An 18,553-nucleotide genomic window follows, 5' to 3' on the forward strand; every position below is an offset into this window, starting at 1 on the left:
ACCGATGGCACCAGTGACCGATGATTCACCGCACGTACCCGGCCGAAGCGGGCATCTCCGGCCGCTGCCTGGGCTGGCCGTCGCCCGGTTCCTCCCTGAGCTGCAGGGCGGGTACCGGCAGGATGTCGGCTGGGCAGTCGCCGACGTGGCCCGGCTGCGCCGCGAGGCCGGAAGACAGGCGCACGAGTCGCCCACGGCCTGGGGTCTGGGGCATCTGGAGACCCTGGGCGCACTCCGTCTGGAACGCGCAGACGCCCTGCGGAAGGCACGGGGGGCGGGCAGCGTGGACCCCGCTCTTCTCTCCTCGCGCGGCTATACCGCACGCGAGGCTCAGGAGCGGCGGGAAGACAACGCCGTCCACCTCGCGGTGACGCTCTGGGCGCTGCACCAGCAGTCGGTACGGGACGAGCCCATGCACCGGCCCGGGTGGGCCTTCGGCCGCTCGGTCCGGCGACTGGCGCTCGGCGAGACGGGAGTTGGGAACCCGACCGGCACGAAGGACGCGGAGAACGGACAGGGCAAGAGCGACGCGGAGGATGCTGGCGGTGTGCGCCGAGACGCGGAAGCGAAGCCCGCCGATGTGAAACCCGGGGACGCGCGTCCCGTGGAGGCCGGAGCGCTGAACGAGACCGTCCGCAAGCGGTACGTACGGGTCGGCGCGTCCACAGACATCACGGTCGTGGCGACTCGACTGCGCGAACTAGTGCTGATGCTGCGCGATGCCCGTATCCCGCTCGACTATGTGCGCCTCGCCGACCAGCTGTTCCGGTGGCAGAACCCGACCGCGCGCGACTCCGTCACCCGTGCCTGGGGCGTCGAACTGCACCGCCGGTACTGGGGACCGGACGACAGAGCCGCCGAGGAGACGGCCGAGACAGCGGGCGTCCGGGCAGCCGACCCGGACGACGAGTCCGGGGACGGGGAGGAGCGGGGCTTCGACGCTTGACCGGTCATGCCGGCGGCTCGCCACCACCCCGCGGCCGTTCCCCTTCCCGCCCCACGCGCCCCCTCCTCCGACGCCCTTCACTTCCGGCCCAATCGTCGATACGAGAGCAGAACTCCTGTGACACGCAGCATCGTTGACATCCACATCCTGCAGAACGTGCCGCCCAGCAACATGAATCGAGACGACACCGGTACCCCCAAGTCCGCCTACTACGGCGGGGAACGCAGGGCCCGGGTCTCCAGCCAGGCGTGGAAGCGGGCCACCAGGAATCGGTTCCAGCAGTTGCTCCCGCCTGAGGAACTCGGTGTGCGGACGAAGCGGGTAGTGGAGGCGCTTGTGGAGCGCATCACGGAGCGGGATGCGACCGTCGCCGACAACGCGGTGAAGCTGGCCGAAGAAGTGCTGTCGGTCGCGACCGGCTCGACGCTGGATGTGCCCAAGCGCAAGGCCAAGGATGACGGCAGTGGCGGCGCACTCCCCGAGGCGAAGTACCTGATGTTCCTCAGCCGAAGGCAGTTGGACGCGCTAGCCGACATCGCAGTCGCCGAGAGCGACGGAGGCGATCCCGCGACTCTGAAAGCGGAGCTGAAGGACAAGACGAAGAAGGCGAGGGCCCGTGCCGCCGTCGACACCCGGCACTCGGTGGACATCGCCCTCTTCGGCCGAATGGTGGCCGACACCGCCGGCCTCAACGTGGATGCCGCAGCACAGGTCGCCCACGCGCTCAGCGTGCACCGGTCCGAGTTGGAGTCGGACTACTACACGGCCGTGGACGACTTGAGCGGCGATTCCGATTCCGGAGCCGGAATGATCGGGACCGTCGACTTCAACTCCGCGACCCTCTACCGGTACGCAGCCGTCGACGTGGACGAACTCCATCGCAATCTCGGTGCGGGGCTCGACCCGGAGCAGCCGCCTAGCACCCCCGCCGCGAAGGCGCTCACGGCGTTCCTGGAGGCGTTCATCACCTCCCTGCCGACCGGGAAGATCAACACCTTCGCCCACCACACCCTGCCTTCGGTGGTCGTGGTCAAACTCCGCGACCGCTGGCCGCTGAACTTCGTGGGTGCTTTCGAGACGCCGGTGCCGAAGAGCGCAAGCGGCGGCTTCCTCCGCGGAAGCTGCGATCAACTGGCGGCTCACGTAGCAGAGATGGAGCGGGCGTATGGGCTCGACTCCGACCCCACCTGGGTGTTCCGGGTGGGCGAGGAGACCAAAGGCCTGGCCGGCCTGGGCAGCGCACTGACACTGAGGACACTGCTCGAGCAGGTCGGTTCGACGGTCCGCGAGCGGCTGGAGTCCGGCGCATGACTACGCTGCTGCTGCGGCTCGCCGGGCCGCTCCAGTCGTGGGGGGCCTCCTCCCGGTTCGTGCAGCGCAGCACGGAGAACGCGCCGACCAAGAGCGGAGTGCTCGGTCTGCTGGCCGCCGCGGAGGGCCGCCCGCGCGAAGCCGATCTCTCCGACCTGGCCGCGCTACGTTTCGGTGTCCGCATCGACCGGCCCGGCTCCCGCATCCGCGACTTCCACAAGGCGGAGAACAGCGACACGGGACGCGTACTGCCGCTGTCCCACCGGTACTACCTCGCCGACGCGGTCTTCGTCGCCGGAGTCGAGGGCGAGGACGCGTTCATGAGGCGGCTGTACGCCGCCGTCGACGCGCCCCGGTTCCTTCCGTATCTGGGACGCCGCTCATGCCCGCCGTCGCATCCGCTGCTCCTGGAGGACAAGGGCTCTCTCAGCACCCTTCCGTTGGAGGACGCGCTCCAAAAGGCTCCGTGGCAGGGAGGAAGGGGCCCACGCAACCGCCGGGCGGAGGACGGCCAGCCGCCGGAGGAACTGGACATGCTGCTGGACTGTCCGCCGCAGGACACCCCCGACTTCCAGCTCCGCGACACCCCTCTCAGCTACGACCCGCACCACCGCCGGTACGCGATGCGCGGCGTACGGACCGGGTACGTACCGGCTTCGGCTCCTCTCCACGACCCGACAGCCCACCTGCGGCCGGCCCAGACCGCGCGGCACGACTCGTCTGCTCCGCCCCTCGCCACGGACGACTTCTAGGAACCGCCGATGTACCTGACCCGCTTCCGCATCAATACGGCCCGCTCCGGAGCCCGTGCCCTGCTCGCCTCTCCCCAGCGCCTGCACGGTGCCGTTGACATGGCGTTCCCGGAGCCTCCGGCCCGCGACGGCGGCGGCCCCCGAATCCTGTGGCGACTGGACCGGGCCCCGGCCAACCGCGTCGATCTACTCATCTCCAGTCCGGGCCGGCCCGACCTCACCCATCTGGCCGAGCAGGCGGGCTGGCCGAGTCTGGGCGCGGAGGGGTGGGCCACGTTCGCCTACGGAGATTTCCTGGACGCGCTCGCGGTGGGCGGCGAGTGGGCGTTCCGGCTCACCGCCAACCCGCTGCACCACATCCGGCGCGAGCAGGACCCAGTGGGCGCCCCGACCAAGCGGGCGGCCCACGTGACCGTCGGACACCAGGTCGGCTGGCTGCTCAAGCACCAGGAGCGGGCCGGGTTCGAGGTGCTTCCCAGGGAAGGGACCGCCGTCGAGAGCGGTGCGGGGGCGGATGCGGAGACCGGGGAGACTCCGGTGCAGTGGCGCTATCAACTGGTCGTCCACGACCGCACGCCAGTGCGGTTCCCGCGGCGCACGGAGCAGCCAAGGGGCCGACGCGGCTCCGACTCCGACGTGCGCTTCACCCGGGCCACCTTCGACGGACGGCTGCGCATCACCGACCTCACGGCATTCCGCCGTACGCTCACCCACGGGATGGGCAAGTCGAAGGCGTACGGATGCGGCCTGATGACTCTCGCGCCGGTGAAGTGAGGAGCCGTCCATGAGCACTGTCGGCAAACGCAGCCTCTCCTCGCCTCGCGAACTCACCCGGGTCGGCGACCGCACCGCATTCCTCTACCTGGAGCGCTGCACCGTCCACCGGGACGACAACGCCCTCACCGCCACCGACGCCGACGGGGTCACCCACATCCCGTCGGCAACCATCGGGGCCCTGCTGCTGGGCCCGGGCACGCGCGTCACGCACCAAGCGATGGCCCTGCTCGGGGAGAGTGGCGCCGCCGTGAGCTGGGTCGGCGAGCACGGCGTACGCTTCTACGCCGGCGGCCGGGCGCTCACCCGCTCGTCCGGTCTGCTGGAGGCGCAGGCGACGGCGTGGGCGAACCGGCGTACCCGAGTGCAGGTGGCCCGGGAGATGTACCGCATGCGGTTCCCCGGCGAGGACACCGCCGGCTGCAGCCGGGACGACCTGCTGCGGATGGAGGGACGCCGGGTCAAGCAGTGCTACCGGCAGGAATCCGAGCGCACCGGAGTCCGCTGGGTCCGGCGGGACTACCATCACGGCGACTTCGCCGCCGGCGACGCTCCCAACCAGGGGGTCACGGCCGCCGCCCAGTGCATGTACGGGGTGGCTCACGCCGTGGTGGCCGCCCTCGGCTGCTCCCCCGGACTGGGTTTCGTGCACTCAGGGCACGAACGATCCTTCGTCCTCGACATCGCCGACCTCTACAAGACAGAGATCGCCATTCCGGCTGCCTTCGACGCGGCCGCGGCCGGTGACGAGGACGTGCCGACCCGCACCCGGCGGGCGCTGCGTGACCGCATCAACAAGACCGGTCTGCTGGAGCGTTGCGTCGACGACATCAAGAAACTCCTGCGCTACGACAACTCCGGGACCGACGGCACAGCGTCGGACGGCGGTCCAGACAGGGATCGGGTCGGCATCCAGACCGACAGCAGCCAACTACTGGCCTCCGGGCGCAACTACGGAGACGAGCCTGTCTGGTGACTGTCATCGTCCTGACCAACTGCCCTGCCGGACTACGCGGCTTCCTCACCCGCTGGATGCTCGAGATCTCCGCCGGCGTCTTCATCGGCTCCCCTTCCGCCCGGGTCCGGGACATCCTCTGGGAAGAGATACGCACATACTCCGGCCAAGGCCGCGCCCTCCTCGCCCACACCACCGACAACGAACAAGGCTTCACCTTCCGCACCCACGACCACGCCTGGCACCCCACCGACCATGAGGGCCTCACCCTCCTCCACCGCCCCAGCCAACCGAATGCCGCCCCAGGGGTGGCGAGAGCGCCCGGGGCATCGGGGCAGCCGCCGAAGCAGGGGTGGAGCAAGGCAGCGAAGCGACGACGGTTCGGAGGATGAGACGGCAAAGAATGTCACTTATGACCCATACACCGGAGTTTGGCAAAGCAGGTAAAGTCCACTGCCTGGCGGGATAGCACCGCAGGTCAGCTCCTGTGGTCCCCGCGCATGCGGGGGTGGTCCCACGACGTCTCCTCGGGGTGCTCGGGGTGGTGGGTGGTCCCCGCGCATGCGGGGGTGGTCCCTCGGCCTGAGCGAGGGCACCGTGTCGACGCACGTGGTCCCCGCGCATGCGGGGGTGGTCCCCACCGCGAGCATCCCCGGCGTCACCTCGGTGTGGTGGTCCCCGCGCATGCGGGGGTGGTCCCTCTCCGGCGCGCGGGCCAGAGACGTGCAGTACGTGGTCCCCGCGCATGCGGGGGTGTTCCCCGGGACGGCCGTCTCGCGTGGACCGTGTGGGAGTGGTCCCCGCGCATGCGGGGGTGTTCCCTGGACCCAGTCGGTCGAGCTACGGCGCCTCGAGTGGTCCCCGCGCATGCGGGGGTGTTCCAGTCGTCGGTGTCGCTGCGCTTCCACAGGACGAGTGGTCCCCGCGCATGCGGGGGTGTTCCCGCACGGCCCTCATGGTCGAGATGCTGCTCTGGGTGGTCCCCGCGCATGCGGGGGTGTTCCGCACCCCGTGCACGTCCGCACGGTCACCGCCCTGTGATCCCCGCGCATGCGGGGGTGTTCCCGCGGGGTCCGAGGCGAGGAGTTGGAGCATGGTGTGATCCCCGCGCATGCGGGGGTGTTCCCACTGCGGACTGCACCGGGCCGGGCAAGGCACCGTGGTCCCCGCGCATGCGGGGGTGTTCCCCCGGCCGCCCGCGCCGTGGTGCGCGCCGGGGTGTGGTCCCCGCGCATGCGGGGGTGGTCCCCGGTGCGGGCTGCTCTGCCAGATCCTCCAGGCGTGGTCCCCGCGCATGCGGGGGTTGTCCCGAGGTGTGGCCGCTGACCCGGTCTCCCGTCGGGTGGTCCCCGCGCATGCGAGGGTGGTCCCGCAGAGAACAGGTCCGTCGCAACCGCGCAGGTGTGGTGCCCGCGCATGCGGGGGTGGTCCCTGAGCCCCCGCGAGCGGCTGCAAGCTCTGGAGGTGGTCCCCGCGCATGCGGGGGTGGTCCCCGCCGGTGCCCCGGCTGCTGTTCGTGCCTCCGGTGGTCCCCGCGCATGCGGGGGTGGTCCCGGGACGGCGGACCCCTTCGACGTCGGCGACGCGTGGTCCCCGCGCATGCGGGGGTGGTCCCGGCATGGGCGACTCCTCTGGTGCGGTGGCCCGGTGGTCCCCGCGCATGCGGGGGTGGTCCGGGGTCCAGCCTGGTCTGGGAGGCCCGGCCCAAGTGGTCCCCGCGCATGCGGGGGTGGTCCCGGGACGAACTCCAGGGCGCCGAGTGGGATGGTGGGGTCCCCGCGCATGCGGGGATGGTCCCTGGTCGACCGTACGGGCGTCGTGACGTCCGCGGTGGTCCCCGCGCATGCGGGGTAATCCCCGAAGGACTGGCCTTCAGCCCCCGACGTGGTCCCCGCGCACGCGGAGATGGTTCCCCGCCGAAGAGCACGGAGATGATCCCCGCCCCGACCCGATCAGTGGCTTACGTGACAGCCGACGCGACGTAGCCTCGCACGGCTGTCGCCGCGCCCAGATGAATCGCGGGTTGCAGTTCGGGTTGCATTCGCGGTCGTTCAAGTGGGTCCACACGCGTGATCAATAACCATTGGATCGCAGGCCAGGACGATGACGAACCCACCCGAGCCCCAAGACGAACAGTTGGAAAGCGTGTTGGGGGCACCCCCTCACGAGTTCGAATCTCGTATCCTCCGCCAGTGCCTCACCGGGCACGATGTCGAGGGGCCCCACCGCTTGCGGTGGGGCCCCTCGGCGTGTGTGGCGGACGCTGCCGCTGGTTCTCGTGGGCGTGAGGGGTGCGTCGCGGCGGGTACGGTCGCCGAGAGGTCGTCAGCAGGGCAGTTCGGTCCGGCCCCGGGCGAGGGCGCTGCGGCGACTCACGGAGGTGTCCGGCGGCGCGGAGAGCCAGCACCTCCCCGGCGGCGCGGAGAGTCAGCCACTCCCCCGGGGGCGCGAGCCCGCGTGCAGCCCCGCCCAGGACGGGCCCCGTCACCCCTGCCCGCTGGGAATCACGCAGTTCTTGGGTTGAGGGCTGCCCGTGGGCCAGCCGAGGCCGATGAAGCGGAGTTTGCCGCGGCCCTTTCCGCCGGGGTCGAGTTCGACCACGGCGGCGGGTTTGTCGTAGGCGTTGCCGCCGCTGGTGAGGCAGATGAGGCCGCTGGTGCCGGGGACGCGGTGCTGGGACTGGAGGAGGACCCACTGGTTGCCGACGTCCTCGCGGGAGGGGATCCTCGTGCCGTCGCCCATGGCCTGGTGCACGGCCTTGCCGACGGTGACGAGGCCGTCGTAGGAGAGCATCGCGCGGGAGTCCTCCAGGCGCGGGGCCGCCGCCGGGGTCTTCCAGGTCTCCCCGGTGTCGGCGATCCACTTGTTCAGGGTGTCCAGGGCGGCCTTGGGCTGGGTGAGGTACTCGGGCGGCTCGGCGGTGCCGTGCTCGCGCCGCCAGCGCTTCAGCTCCTGCTCCCAGGCGGCCGGGTGCCCGGGGGCGGCGTACTGGACGCTGACCTTCGGCCTGCCGTCCTCGCCGCGCAACTGCTCCCAGTTGCCGGGGGTCATGGAGAGTTGGAGGGAGGCGGCGTCGGAGCCGCTGATGACGGTGTAGTGGCGGCCCTTGCAGCCCACCTCGGCGAGTTTGAGGGCGAAGATGCGCAAGTGCATGGAGCGGCCGGCGAAGTAGACGGTGTCGGCCTCGGAGTCGCAGATGTTGTTGGCGACCTGGGCGAACTGGTTGCCCGTCGAGCCCGCCTCGTCGATGGCGGGGGACTCGAAGGGCATCGCGGCGGGGCCCGAGGGGCCGACCTCCTCGATGTCGCCGAAGGCCTCGGCAAGGGATTCGGTGTAGGCGTCGACGCGCTTGTCGTAGACCAGTACCGTCCTGCTGTCCCGGCGGCCCTTCTCGTTGAAGTCGGCGAGCGCCTGGGCGGCGTCGTGATTGGTGGGGATGATCCGGGCGAGGCCGGGGAAGCGCTCCTCGCCCCTGTCCCTGTTGGCGATCTGGTCCCCGCTGATCCGGGCGGCGAGCACCGGGACCCGGTGTTCCGTGAGGCGTTCGACGGCCTTCTCGGTGTTGTCGAGCGTGAGGTTGAAGCCGGTGACGGCGCGCAGCCGGTCCTCGGCGGAGCCGGCCATGCGCACCAGGGTGTCGGAGACCGCGGCCCACTGCCCGTAGTTGCGCCCGGGGTTGGCGAGCACCAGCCGGATCCTCGGGGGCTCCCCCTCGCCCCGGTTGGCCTCCAACTGGCCCAAGTACGCGCCCTGGAGGTCGCTGCGCATCTGTCGGCGCAGCGCCTCGGAGCCGGACTGGAGCGGCAGCATCATCGCCACCGTGACATGCGGTTCGTCGGCGATCCGCGCGTTCTCCCTGGCGATGGCCCGGGACACCTCGGCGATCTCCGGGGAGCCGAAGTCGTAGCCGCCGGCGCTGACGCCGATGCACTCGCCGCCCTTCTTCTCCACGCCGTCGGCGCACATCTCCGGCTTGCGGAAGACGGTCCAGGCCGTCCAGGAGGCTGCCGCGAGGACCGCGACGAGCAGCACCGAGTAGAGGATCTTCTTCCATCTGGGCATTGCGCTACCTCCTTCGTCCGAGCTGACCGGTGCAGGTGCAGCGCAGCAGCGGCTGCTCGTTCTCCGCGAGGCCGCTCCAGTCGGTGGCCATCTCGCTGAGCTGTCCCGCGCCGTCGAATTCCATGATCGACAGCAGGTCGAGGAGCTTGGCCAGGGTGCGGGCGGTCTCCCTGCCGGTCGGCCTGGTCCGCTCCTCGCACAGCCAGACCGCGTGCAGCAGTTGGTCGACGGTGCGGCGCAGCGCGGGGCCCCGGGCGGCCATCCGGCCCTGGGCCCGTTCCCGCCGGGCGTCCGCCCCGCCGGGGTAGGGCGCCTGCGCGATCTCCAGGAGGTCGGCGCACCACTGGCGGGGGCGGCCCGGCAGGGTGGCGACCAGGTGGTCGACGACGTCGTCCGCGCCGCCGGAGACCAGGTGGTGGCTCATCCGGTGCGCGGTGACCGAGCGGAACGCCCGGCCCTCCGGGGCTGCCCCGTCCACAGCCGCGCGCCCCGTGTAGTGGTCCCGCAGCAGGTGGTGGTCGGCGCTCCAGGCGGCGCCGCCCGGGCGCAGCCCGTACAGCCGGTGCACCAGCATCTGGCGCAGGCCGAAGTCGCCGATGAAGTGGCGTTCGCAGCTCGGCCAGCCCGTGTCGGTGAGGAGCTGGGAGAGGTGATGGGCCGTCAAGTGATGGACGTGGCCTGCCTGGTGGTGGCGCAGAAGGACGTCCGCGCATTCCTTGTCGTGGGCGACCGACAGATGGGTGAGCAGATCGAGCCACTGGTCGCGGTGCTCGGTCGGCAGCCGTACGGGCAGTTGGTCGAGGATCAGCTCCTGGAGCAGTACGTCGGCCACCCGCTGCTCGGGGGCGCCGTCGCCGGGTATGCGCAGCGGGGCGTCCAGGATGTCCCGGTCGTTGGCGTCCTCGGGCATCCGGAAGGCGGCCGCGGCGGCGGCGAGGCGGATCACCGTGTGTGGCCGTCCGCCGCTGAGCCGGGCCACCGCGGCGTCGATGCGGCGGCGGTTCGAGGCGCCCTCCGGCTCGGTGTGGAGCTGCCTGCGTTCGGTCTCCCGGCGGAGCTGGTCGCCGGTGAGCAGGGGCATGCGCAGCAGCAGTACTCCGTCGGCGAGCGGGGCGCGGTCGGCGGTGCCGTCCGCGCGCCGGGTCCAGGCGGGCGGTCCGCCGTCGGCCGGCCGGAACTCCGCGGGGGCCGCCGCCTCCTCGGCCGGGAGTCCGCCGTGCAGGAAGGCGCCGCCGTCCGCCCTGCGGGCCGTGCCCACGATCACCAGGCGGTCGCGCTGCCCGCCCCGGCGGTCGGTGAGCGCGGCGCGCAGCAGTTGCTCCCCTAGCGGCGACTCGGCGTGGTCGAGGAGCAGTCCGGGGCGGCCGACCCGGCGCAGCCAGCCGGCGGCGGAGGCGTAGGCCGCCTCCAGGTCCTCGCGCAGCGCCCGGAAGAGGAAGCTCTCGGCCAACTCCCGTGCCTCGCCGCCGGTGTGGAAGTCAGCGGCGAGGTTGCGCAGTCCGTGCCTGGGCTGGCCCGCGGCGCCGGGGTACGAGCCGTAGATGCGTTCGAGTTCGTGCCGGCCGCGGGGGGCGAGGCGCTCGAAGAGGGCGTCCAGGATCGCGTTGCCGACGGCCGCCGAGTACGGGTCGAGGGCCTGCCCGGACAGGGTCGTCAGAAGGTTGCGGACGGTCCCGCCGAGCATGCCGCGCCAGAAGTCGCCGGTGACCAGGCCGCGCAGGCGCTGCTTCTGGGGCAGCTGCTCGTAGCGTTCGACCTCCGTGGCGACCGCCTCGGGCGAGCCCTCGGTGGCGCCGGTGGCGATCATCGCGAGGCCGGTGAAGAGCCGCGGGAAGGCGAACGAGCCGCCCGTCCCCTGCCACAGACACAGCCGCCGGGCGACCTCCACCAGGGCCTCGGTCGCGGCGGAGCGGGCGCCGGGCTCCGGCTCGGCCCGGTCGGCGTAGACCGGCGAGCCGCAGTCCAGGTGGATCACCGGCACCTTGGCGGCGAAGGCGTCCCGCACCGCGCGCAGCAGCCGCCCCTTGCCCATGCCGGGTCCGCCGGTGAGCAGCACCACGGGCAGGTCGGGCCCGTACAGCGGATCCCGGCCGGCGCCGGAGGGCGCCCGCCCGAGGAGGTGCGCGAAGAAGCCCTCCTCGCTCAGGAGTTTCTCGAACCCCAAGTCGTCACACACGGACCCCCCATGAAGTGTTCATCCCGCCCGAAGACGGTTTCCCACTGTCCGATGCACCAGAAAAGGGTTAGTGGAACACGAACACTGTTGTTCGGCAACGACCCCTGCAAAAAAGGGAGTTGGGGGCATGAGGGGGTGGCGGGAGGGCGGGCACCGCGGCAGTCGGGCGCCCGCGTGCCGTCCCGGTGAGGCACACCTGCTCTCCGCTCGGTGTCGTACCCGACGACGATGCTGTACGGGTCCGTGGCAGAGCCTCCCCGCGCGGAGCGGCGGCCGGCACCGGGCGGGCATCACCCCTGTGTGCGGGGCGGCGTGGGCAACTCGGCCGGGGAGCAAGGCGTCTGCGGCTGACGGCCGGGGGATCCGTGCGGCCGGGGACGCGTCCGCCTCGCTCGTCAGGACGTCCCGCGCGTCCCTCGTCCCGCCGCCCGGCGGGCCCACTCCCCCAGCACCGGGACGCACCGCTCGGCGAAGTGCTCGTAGTCGGCGGGGGTGTTGTAGACGTGGGTGGACAGGCGGAAGTAGCCGGTGCCGCCGAAGCTGGTGAAGGCGGCGGCGACGCCCAGTTCGCGGCCGACGCGGTCGCGGAGGGCGTCCGCCTCGACGCGGGTGGCGCCGAGCGGCGCGGGGAGGCGGACCAGGCGCATCGCGCCGACCGGCATGCCGACGTCCACCCGGCTGTCCTCCCCGGTGAGTTCGGCGAAGGCCGCGCCGATCAGGTCCTCGGCGTAGTCGGCCAGGGCGCTCAGGTAGGCGCGGGCGGCGGACCAGCCCCAGGTGTCCTCGACGAAGGCGAGTGCGGTGGGCGCCGCGAGCGGGCCCGTGGCGTCGACGGTGCCCTGGGTGTCGAAGCGCTCGGGGTACGGGTCGGGGGCGCCCCAGGAGTCGATCAGGGGGTGGAGGTCCTCGCGCAGGGGGCCGCGGGCGACCAGGGCGGCGGTGCCGCGCGGGGCGCAGCCGAACTTGTGCAGATTGCCGACCCAGAAGTCGCAGTCGAGGCCGGCGAGCGGCTCCTCGGCGAGGCCGGGCACATGGGCGCCGTCCACGAGCACCGGCACGCCCCGCTCGCGGGCCGCCGCCGCGATCCGGGCCACCGGCAGCCAGCGCGCGGTGGCCGAGGTGATGTGGTCGATCACGAGGAGCCCGGTCGAGGAGCCGAGGGCGGCGGTCACCGCCTCCTCGGCGGTGTCGGCGTCCGCGTCCAGGGGGACATGGACGGTGCGCAGGCTGCCGCCCCAGCGGCGGGCGAGGCGGGCCGCGCCCATGGTGACCGCGCCGTAGCCGTGGTCGGTGACCAGGACCTCGGCGCCGGGGCGGGGCGGCAGGGCGAGGTGGGCCGCGCTCGCACCGCCGCTGGCGTTGGGGACGAGGGCGAGGTCGCCGGGCGGCACCCGCAGGAAGGCGGCGACGGCGGTCCGCGCGGCGGCGACCCTGCCGGGCAGCTCGGGGAACCACCGCACCGGTGAGGCCTCCATCTGCTGCCGCAGCCGGTTCTGCTCCTCCTGCGCGCAGCGCGGGACCGCCCCGAACGAACCGTGGTTCAGGTGCCTGATCGCCGGGTCGAGCGTCCAGGCGGCCGCGGCGGGCCGGCCGTCGGGCAGCGTGAGCGGTTCGGGCGCGGGGGCCTTGGTCGTACGCACGGGACTCCTGGTGGCCGGGGCGGCGGGTGCCGGGGGCGTCGCGGCCGGTCCTGCGCTCGGGTGACCCTCGACGGGACCGGTCGGACGGGCACTCCTCGCGGTGCCCGTCACACGGTACGGGGGACGGTGGTCGGGGCGGGGCGGTACCGGCGGCCCCGCCCCGCGCCCGGCTGCTACCAGGCGCGCATCTCGGTGCCCGCCGCCGACTCGCTCCGCAGTCCCCCGGGCCCCTCGACAAGCTCGCCGAGGACGGTCACGCGGTGCATGACGCGGTCCACGTCCAGGTGGGCGAAGTCGGTGGGGGCGAAGTGGCAGGTGCTGCGGTTGTCCCAGAAGGCGATGCTGTGCGGTTCCCAGCGGAAGCGGACGGTGTACTCGGCGCTCGTCAGGTGCTGGAAGAGGAGGTCGAGGAGGTGGCGGCTCTCCAGTTCGGAGAAGCCGGTGATCCGGGTGGTGGAGCCGGGGCTGACGAACAGGGCGCGTTCGCCGGTCTCGGGGTGGACGCGGACCACAGGATGCTCGGCGACCTGGGGGTCGGCGCAGAACTTGCGCAGGATCTCGCGGTCGCGTTCGTCGGAGTGGCGCAGGTGCACGGCGTTGAAGAAGGCGTGCTCGGCCATGAGTCCGTCGCAGAGCCGGCGCAGGGGGGCGGCGAGGCCCTCGTAGGCGGCGACGGTGTTGGTCCACTGGGTGTCGCCGCCGAACTCGGGGGTGCGCTCGGCGCGCAGGATCGAGAGGGCGGGCGGGTTGGGGTACTGGGTGAGGTCGCTGTGCCAACCGGCGAGCGGGGAGAGCCACTTGCGCCGGTAGTGCTCCTCGAAGTCGGCGCCGTAGCGCTCGGTGTCGGCCCGGGGGTCGACGGTGAGGATCTCGGGGTGGCCTTCCGGGTGGACCCCGTGCTTGGCGCCCTCGCGCCGGGTCAGGGCGCCGAAGCGGCGGCCGAAGGCGATGTGCTGGGCGTGGTCGAGGGGCTGGTCGCGGAAGAAGACGACGCGGTGGGCGAGCACCGCCTCGCGTATCGCCGCCACGGTGGCGTCGTCGAGTTCCTCGCGCAGGTCGACGCCGGAGATCTCGGCGCCGATGCGTCCCGCGGTCCGGCGTACGACGAGTCGGGTGGGCTGCGCGGTCTTGTTCACGGCGGTGCCTTTCTGAGCTGACGGGCGGTCGTGCATGGGGGGAGGGAGCGGGTGTGCCCCGGGGCCGGACGAGGGTGGCCTCGGGGTGGTCCCGGGTCAGGGCGTGCGGCTGAGGAACTGCGTCCACAGCGGGAGCAGGAGTAACGCGGCCAGGGAGCTCTTGACGACGAGGGCCGCGGCCATGTCCGCGCCCACGCGGTAGCGCTGGGCGAAGATGAACAGGTTCTGCGGTGCGGGCATCGCAGCGATCAGGACGAGCTGGTCGAGGCGGATTCCGCGCACCCCGAAGAGGTGGTGGCAGACCAGGTAGGTGAGCAGCGGGAAGGCGAGGCACTTGAAGGCGATGAGGCCCCACTCCTCGCGGGTGGTGCCCCGTACGTCGAGGCCGGTGCCGCCGAGGTGCAGGCCGAGGGCGAACAGGGCGACGGGCGAGGCGCTGGCGCCGACGAAGTCGAAGCTGTCCAGGACCACCACGGGCAGGTGCAGCGGCAGCAGGTTGAGCAGGATGCCCGCGTTGCACGCGAGGACCACGGGGGTCGTCAGGGAGGCGCGGACGGCTCCGCCGAGGCGGCGGGCGGGGCTGCCGGTGCGCTCGGCGCTGCCGAGTTCCATGACCGAGAGGATGATCAGGGAGAGGACGCACACCTGGAAGAGCAGCACCGGGAAGATCGGTGCCGCGTCCCCGAAGAGCATGATGAAGACGGGTACGGCGAAGTAGGCCGTGTTCACCTGGACCGCGGCCATCACGCGCAGAGCGATGCCGCGCGGGTCGCGTTCACCGAGGGCGCGCACCAGGGCCCCGGTCAGGGCGGCGGCGGCCAGGGCGGCCGCCGCGTAGCCGGTGAAGGCGCGCCAGTCGAAGAGGGCGCCGAGGTCGCTGCGGTAGATGCTGCCGAAGAGGAAGCAGGGCACCGCGAAGAGGAAGGCGTAGTCGGCGAAGACCTGGGAGGCCGCGGCGGGGACGGTCTTGCGCCGGGCGAGCAGGACTCCGCAGCCGAAGGCCAGCACCACCGGTGCCAGCTTCTCCAGCGCCTCGACCGCTCCCATGTCCCGCCTCCTCGTGCTCGTCGCGCTCCGCCGTGCCCGGTGGCTCGGGCGGGGTGGGTGCTCCCGCGGCCGGGTGCCGCGGGAGCGTCCCGGGTCAGGGCACCGGGGCCCAGGGGTTCTCCACCGCCACGTCGAGGCGGCCCTCGACGAGCGCGCGGTAGTCGTCGACGAGGGAGCGCAGGAGCGTGTTGCCGCGCACCTGGTAACCATGGCCATCGATCGAGGCGACCGGAAGGACCTCGCAGGCCGTGCCGCACAGGAAGGCTCCTTCGGCCTCCTGGGCGAAGGCCGGAGGCAGATCCCCCACGACGGTCTCGACGCCGCGGTGGGCGGCGAGCGCGAGGACCGCGGCGCGGGTGATGCCGTCGATGGTGCAGCGGGTCGTCGGGGTGTGCAGCGCGCCGTCCTTGAGGAAGAACAGGTGCGCGCCGGTGGCCTCCACGAAGTTCCCGCAGTCGTCCAGGAGCAGGGCGTCGTCGTAGCCCGCCCGCAGGGCCTCGTTCTTGCTGACGGTGCCGATCATGTAGTTGCCGGCCGCCTTGGACTTGACCGGCGCGTACTCGGGCGAGGGGCGCCGGTAGCGCCCGGTGACCAGCCGGACGCCGGTGTCGAGGGCGTCGGCGGCCGCGTAGTAGCCGGCCGGGAGCTCCCAGGCGGCGAGGCTGGTGTGCACGGAGGTGTGCAGCGCCGCCGTCTGGATGATCTCCGAGCCGCGCCAGGCGTTGACGCGCAGGTAGCCCTCGGTGATCTGGGCCCGGTCGACCACCTCGCGGGCGGCCTCGCGCAGGGTCTCGCGGTCGTACTCCAGGGTGAAGTCGAGGATGCGGGCCGAGGCGGCGAGCCGGTCCAGGTGGTGGTCGAGCAGGAAGGGCTCGCCGCGGTAGACGCGGATGCCCTCGAAGATGCTGGAGGCGTAGTGCAGTCCGTGGCTGAGGACGTGCAGGGTGGCCTCGCTCCAGTCGACGAGGGAGCCGTCGTACCAGATGTGCCCGGTGCGCCGGTCGAAGGGGAGCATGCGGGTCTCCTTCAGAGCGCCAGGTCGAAGAGGTGGTGCTGGAGGTCGCCGACGAGGGCGACGAAGCGGCGCTGGTGCTGGGTGAGAGCGCGCACCGAGACGCCGTGCAGGGCGAGCCGGTTGATCGGGTAGAGGACCAGGGTGTTCGCCTCGTAGGGGATGGTCATGACCTCCTCGACATACTGCGGGTCGATGTCGAAGCGGTTGTCGCCGTACTCGGAGGCGCTGGTGTGGAACTTGTGGGCGCCGGGGCGGTACTTGTAGAGGACGAGGTCGCCGCCCTCGGTGTCGTCCTCGTCGAGGCGCATGTAGAAGAGGCCGCCGAAGAGCTTGTAGGGCTTGTCGACGTGCGGGCCGCGGTAGGCCGAAGGGCGGCCGGTCACGGCGGAGTTGATGACCGCGGTGCAGTCCATGAGGATGTCGTGGGTCTCGAAGGAGTCGCGGTTGCGGCGCCCGACCCGCAGTTCGCGCAGCGGGGTGCCGATCTTCTGCTCGGCCTCGGGCAGGTTGGCGAGCAGGTCCTCCTGGAAGAGGTCGAGGAACTCCGTCAGGAACGCCGGGGAGGCGTGGTAGGTGACGAAGTCCTTCCAGACCTGTGCCACGGTCGGGTCGGCGAGTATCGGCTCGGACATGTAGTTGTAGCGCTCGTTGCTGGTGATGGGCTTGCCGATGCGCTCGGCGATGTACTCGCCGGTCGGCATCGACTTCGCCAGCGCCTCGTACAGCTCCTGCGGCAGCGCGTTGCGGACGACGACGTGCGGGAAGGGGTCCCGGCGGATGTCGTCCTTGGTGGTGTGGGCGAGCAGCGAGGTGATGGCGGGGCTCTGCTCGGGCGGGGTCGCGGTCATGTTCGGCTCATTTCCTCGGGTGGGCGGCGGCCTCGGTGCGAGGCGCGCTCGGTGGTCGTGGACACGGGGGCCGGGCGGCCGGGCGGGGGTCAGGCGGCCAGGCCGCGGGCGGCGAGCCAGGTCTCCAGCATCAGCACCGACCAGAGCGCCTCGGCGGCGTGCGCGCCGGGCGACTCGGTCTGGAGCGCCAGGAGTTCACGCAGCGCCTCGGGGCGTACGAAGGCGTGGCAGCGGGCGGTGGGGGCCAGCAGCAGGTCGCCGATCATGTCGTAGAGGGCCTCGCCCGGCTTGATCATCGCCGTGACGGGCAGGGTGAACGGCTGCTTGGGGCGGTCCAGGACACTGCGCGGCACCCAGCGGCGGGCGGCCTCGGCGAGGGGCGCCTTGACCGTGTCCCCGGCGACCTTGACCTCCTCGGGCAGCGCGTGGGCGAAGCGCATCACCGAGGGCTGGAGGAAGGGGACGCGGGCCTCCACCGAGTGGGCCATGCTCAGGTGGTCGACGCGGCGCAGGATGTAGTACGGGAAGCGGGCGAACTGGTCGTAGCGCAGCAGGGTTTCGAGCTTGCCGTGGTTTCCGGCGCGCACCTGCCGGTCGAGCGCGTCGCCGCTGGCGTCGCCGAAGAAGCCGCCCGCCGCATGGACCCGGGCCAGGTAGTCGGGGGTGTAGAGCGTGCGCAGGCCCTCGGTGGGGACGGCGGCCATGGTGCCCTGGTAGGCGCGGTACCAGGTGGGGCTGTCGTCGCGGGCCGCCTTCACGAACCGGGTGTAGCCGCCGAAGAGCTCGTCCGCGCCGTCGCCGGTCAGGGCCACCTTGAATCCGGCCTCGTGGACCGCCTCGAAGAGCGCGTACGTACTGAGGCTGTGCGGGGCGTTGTTGGGCTGGTCGAGGTGGCGGACGAAGCGGTCGACGAGGGCGGGGAAACCGGCCGGGTCGAGCAGCACCTCGTGGTGGTCGGTGCCGCAGCGCCGGGCGACCTCGGCGGCGAAGTGCCGTTCGTCGGCGGGCCAGTCGCCGCGGTAGGCGATGTGGAAGGAGGAGACCTCGGGCAGCAGGTCGGCGGCGAGCGCGGTGGTGTAGCTGGAGTCGAGGCCGCCGCTGGTGATCACGCAGACGGGTACGTCCGCGTCGAGCATGCGGCCCATCTCGTGCCTCAGCAGGGCGTCGAGCTGCGCGCCCGCGGCCGCCACGGTGGGTGTGCCGTCCGGCCAGTCGGGGCGGGCGGGCTCCAGTGCGGTCAGGCGCACGTCGAGGCGGCCCGCGGTGAAGCGGAGCACCGAGCCCGGTTCCAGGGTGCGGACGTCGCGGTGGACGGTGCCGGGGCCCCACACCGCGCGGCCGCCGAGGTAGCGGTCGACGGCCAGCGGGTCGAGGGCGGCGGGGAAGTCGGGGTAGCGGCTCAGCGCGCGCAGCTCGGAGGCGAAGCGGAGGCCGCCGTCCGGGGTCCGGTAGTAGAAGAGCGACTTCATGCCCGCGTGGTCCGTGAACAGCCGCAGCACGGGCTCGGGTCCGCGCTCGTCGACCAGGGCGATCGCGAACATGCCCTCCAGGCGGGAGACGAAGTCCTCGCCGTGCCGCTCGTACAGCGGCAGCAGCACGTCGCCGTCGCAGTCGCCCTCGAACGCGTGCCCCAGGGCGCGCAGTTCGGCCCGCAGTTCCCGGTGGTTGTAGATCTCTCCGTTGAAGACGCAGGTCAGGCCGGGGCGCCGGTAGGGCTGGGCGCCGTGGGCGATGCCCTGCACGGCGAGGCGGTTGCTGCCGAGCGACCAGCGGGCGCCGAGGCCGGTGGTCTGCGCGTCGGGGCCGCCCTCGCGCATGGCCGCGCCGACCGCCCGCAGGACGTCCGGGCCCGGGTGGGCGCCGCCGAGGTGTCCGTAGATGCGGCACATGG

General features: G+C 72.3%; 14 protein-coding genes. 6 read left to right on the forward strand and 8 right to left on the reverse strand.

Features of this window, described 5'->3' with window-relative positions:
- Nucleotides 1-4 precede the first annotated feature (4 nt).
- From casB to cas2e, 6 genes are all read left to right on the forward strand, one after another.
- Nucleotides 5-946 carry a type I-E CRISPR-associated protein Cse2/CasB gene (gene casB / locus HFV08_RS06490; protein ID WP_168536740.1) on the forward strand — a complete coding sequence of 314 codons (942 nt, stop codon included), beginning with the start codon at nt 5-7 and terminating at the stop codon, nt 944-946.
- Nucleotides 947-1,063: 117 nt separating this feature from the next.
- On the forward strand, nt 1,064-2,257 hold the full coding sequence (gene cas7e, locus HFV08_RS06495) for a type I-E CRISPR-associated protein Cas7/Cse4/CasC (protein WP_168536741.1): 1,194 nt from the start codon (nt 1,064-1,066) through the stop codon (nt 2,255-2,257).
- The gene (gene cas5e / locus HFV08_RS06500) at nt 2,254-3,009 is read left to right on the forward strand and encodes a type I-E CRISPR-associated protein Cas5/CasD (protein WP_168536742.1); all 756 of its coding nucleotides are present in this window, start codon (nt 2,254-2,256) and stop codon (nt 3,007-3,009) included. The genes cas7e and cas5e overlap by 4 nt, the downstream gene beginning before the upstream one ends.
- A 9-nt stretch (nt 3,010-3,018) precedes the next feature.
- Nucleotides 3,019-3,783: a type I-E CRISPR-associated protein Cas6/Cse3/CasE gene (gene cas6e, locus HFV08_RS06505; RefSeq protein ID WP_168536744.1), complete on the forward strand. Its 765-nt coding sequence runs from the start codon at nt 3,019-3,021 to the stop codon at nt 3,781-3,783.
- 10 nt (nt 3,784-3,793) lie between these two features.
- Nucleotides 3,794-4,759, forward strand: coding sequence for a type I-E CRISPR-associated endonuclease Cas1e (cas1e, locus tag HFV08_RS06510; RefSeq protein WP_168536746.1), 966 nt, complete (start codon nt 3,794-3,796; stop codon nt 4,757-4,759).
- Nucleotides 4,756-5,130, forward strand: a complete 375-nt coding sequence (cas2e, locus tag HFV08_RS06515) for a type I-E CRISPR-associated endoribonuclease Cas2e (protein ID WP_168536748.1) — start codon at nt 4,756-4,758, stop codon at nt 5,128-5,130. Before cas1e ends, cas2e begins: the two co-directional genes overlap by 4 nt.
- A 2,092-nt stretch (nt 5,131-7,222) precedes the next feature.
- Here cas2e and HFV08_RS06520 read toward each other — a convergent pair.
- From HFV08_RS06520 to asnB, 8 genes are all read right to left on the reverse strand, one after another.
- Nucleotides 7,223-8,800: a type 1 periplasmic-binding domain-containing protein gene (locus HFV08_RS06520; protein WP_168536750.1), complete on the reverse strand. Its 1,578-nt coding sequence runs from the start codon at nt 8,798-8,800 to the stop codon at nt 7,223-7,225.
- A 4-nt stretch (nt 8,801-8,804) separates the two neighbouring features.
- Nucleotides 8,805-10,976 carry a hypothetical protein gene (locus HFV08_RS06525; RefSeq protein ID WP_168536752.1) on the reverse strand — a complete coding sequence of 724 codons (2,172 nt, stop codon included), beginning with the start codon at nt 10,974-10,976 and terminating at the stop codon, nt 8,805-8,807.
- Between the two features lie 395 nt (nt 10,977-11,371).
- Complete coding sequence (locus HFV08_RS06530; protein WP_312885424.1) at nt 11,372-12,616, reverse strand: aminotransferase class V-fold PLP-dependent enzyme; 1,245 nt, start codon at nt 12,614-12,616, stop codon at nt 11,372-11,374.
- Between the two features lie 173 nt (nt 12,617-12,789).
- Complete coding sequence (locus HFV08_RS06535) at nt 12,790-13,752, reverse strand: TauD/TfdA dioxygenase family protein (RefSeq protein WP_312885425.1); 963 nt, start codon at nt 13,750-13,752, stop codon at nt 12,790-12,792.
- Nucleotides 13,753-13,848: 96 nt separating this feature from the next.
- Complete coding sequence (locus HFV08_RS06540; RefSeq protein WP_168536756.1) at nt 13,849-14,799, reverse strand: AEC family transporter; 951 nt, start codon at nt 14,797-14,799, stop codon at nt 13,849-13,851.
- A gap of 94 nt (nt 14,800-14,893) precedes the next feature.
- Nucleotides 14,894-15,814 (reverse strand): aminotransferase class IV, encoded by a 921-nt coding sequence (locus HFV08_RS06545; protein ID WP_168536758.1) that lies wholly within the window; start codon nt 15,812-15,814, stop codon nt 14,894-14,896.
- A gap of 11 nt (nt 15,815-15,825) precedes the next feature.
- On the reverse strand, nt 15,826-16,662 hold the full coding sequence (locus tag HFV08_RS06550; protein ID WP_168536760.1) for a hypothetical protein: 837 nt from the start codon (nt 16,660-16,662) through the stop codon (nt 15,826-15,828).
- 89 nt (nt 16,663-16,751) lie between these two features.
- Nucleotides 16,752-18,551: an asparagine synthase (glutamine-hydrolyzing) gene (gene asnB / locus HFV08_RS06555; RefSeq protein ID WP_168536762.1), complete on the reverse strand. Its 1,800-nt coding sequence runs from the start codon at nt 18,549-18,551 to the stop codon at nt 16,752-16,754.
- Nucleotides 18,552-18,553 lie beyond the last annotated feature (2 nt).

It is taken from the genome of Streptomyces physcomitrii (assembly GCF_012273655.1).
Lineage (GTDB): Bacteria > Actinomycetota > Actinomycetes > Streptomycetales > Streptomycetaceae > Streptomyces > Streptomyces physcomitrii.

What these genes read in the sequence shown, in the direction of transcription:
- casB (WP_168536740.1), top strand. Translation starts at nt 5, where the DNA reads ATGGCACCAGTGACCGATGATTCACCGCACGTACCCGGCCGAAGCGGG.
- cas5e (WP_168536742.1), top strand. Translation starts at nt 2,254, where the DNA reads ATGACTACGCTGCTGCTGCGGCTCGCCGGGCCGCTCCAGTCGTGGGGG.
- cas6e (WP_168536744.1), top strand. Translation starts at nt 3,019, where the DNA reads ATGTACCTGACCCGCTTCCGCATCAATACGGCCCGCTCCGGAGCCCGT.
- cas1e (WP_168536746.1), top strand. Translation starts at nt 3,794, where the DNA reads ATGAGCACTGTCGGCAAACGCAGCCTCTCCTCGCCTCGCGAACTCACC.
- HFV08_RS06520 (WP_168536750.1), bottom strand. Translation starts at nt 8,800, where the DNA reads ATGCCCAGATGGAAGAAGATCCTCTACTCGGTGCTGCTCGTCGCGGTC.
- HFV08_RS06540 (WP_168536756.1), bottom strand. Translation starts at nt 14,799, where the DNA reads ATGGGAGCGGTCGAGGCGCTGGAGAAGCTGGCACCGGTGGTGCTGGCC.
- HFV08_RS06545 (WP_168536758.1), bottom strand. Translation starts at nt 15,814, where the DNA reads ATGCTCCCCTTCGACCGGCGCACCGGGCACATCTGGTACGACGGCTCC.
- HFV08_RS06550 (WP_168536760.1), bottom strand. Translation starts at nt 16,662, where the DNA reads ATGACCGCGACCCCGCCCGAGCAGAGCCCCGCCATCACCTCGCTGCTC.
- asnB (WP_168536762.1), bottom strand. Translation starts at nt 18,551, where the DNA reads ATGTGCCGCATCTACGGACACCTCGGCGGCGCCCACCCGGGCCCGGAC.